The following is a 579-nucleotide window of genomic DNA, read 5'->3' as shown; positions in this document are numbered from 1 at the left end:
TCTTGGCATCAAAGTCGGTGGTGTCGAGCCAGTCGTGGACCTTGATCATGGCCATTTTGATNATGTCCGCGGCGGTGCCTTGNATGGGGGCGTTGATGGCGGTGCGTTCGGCGGCCTGGCGGCGTTGGCCGTTGCTGCTGCGGATTTCCGGCAGGTAGAGGCGGCGGCCGAACAGGGTTTCCACGTAGCCTTGTTCCGAGGCCTGGGCGCGGGTTTCTTCCATGTAGCGTTTTACGCCCGGGTAGCGTTCGAAGTAGAGGTCGATGTAGTCCTGGGCCTCCTTGCGCGGCAGGCCTAGTTGCTTGGCCAGGCCGAAGGCGCTCATGCCGTAGATCAGGCCGAAGTTGATGGCCTTGGCATTGCGACGGTCGTTGTCGCTGACTTCTTCCAGGGTTTTGTCCCACACTTCCGCGGCGGTGGCGCGGTGAATATCCAGGCCTTTTTCAAAGGCATCGGTGAGGCCCTTGTCGCCACTCAGGTGGGCCATGATGCGCAGTTCGATTTGGGAGTAATCGCAGGCGACGATCTTTTTGCCTTTGGGAGCGAGGAACGCCTGGCGAATCTTGCGGCCTTCTTCAC

The 579-nt window shown here is 60.5% G+C and carries 1 protein-coding gene; it reads right to left on the bottom strand.

What is annotated here, in order from left to right:
* Positions 1 to 579: DNA polymerase (locus A3754_RS04495; protein ID WP_231880481.1), on the bottom strand; the 579-nt coding region annotated here is incomplete at both ends.

It is taken from the genome of Alcanivorax sp. HI0083, assembly GCF_001635175.1.
The sequence above is the reverse complement of the archived record's forward strand: the minus strand, read 5'-3'. Positions and strand labels throughout refer to the sequence as shown.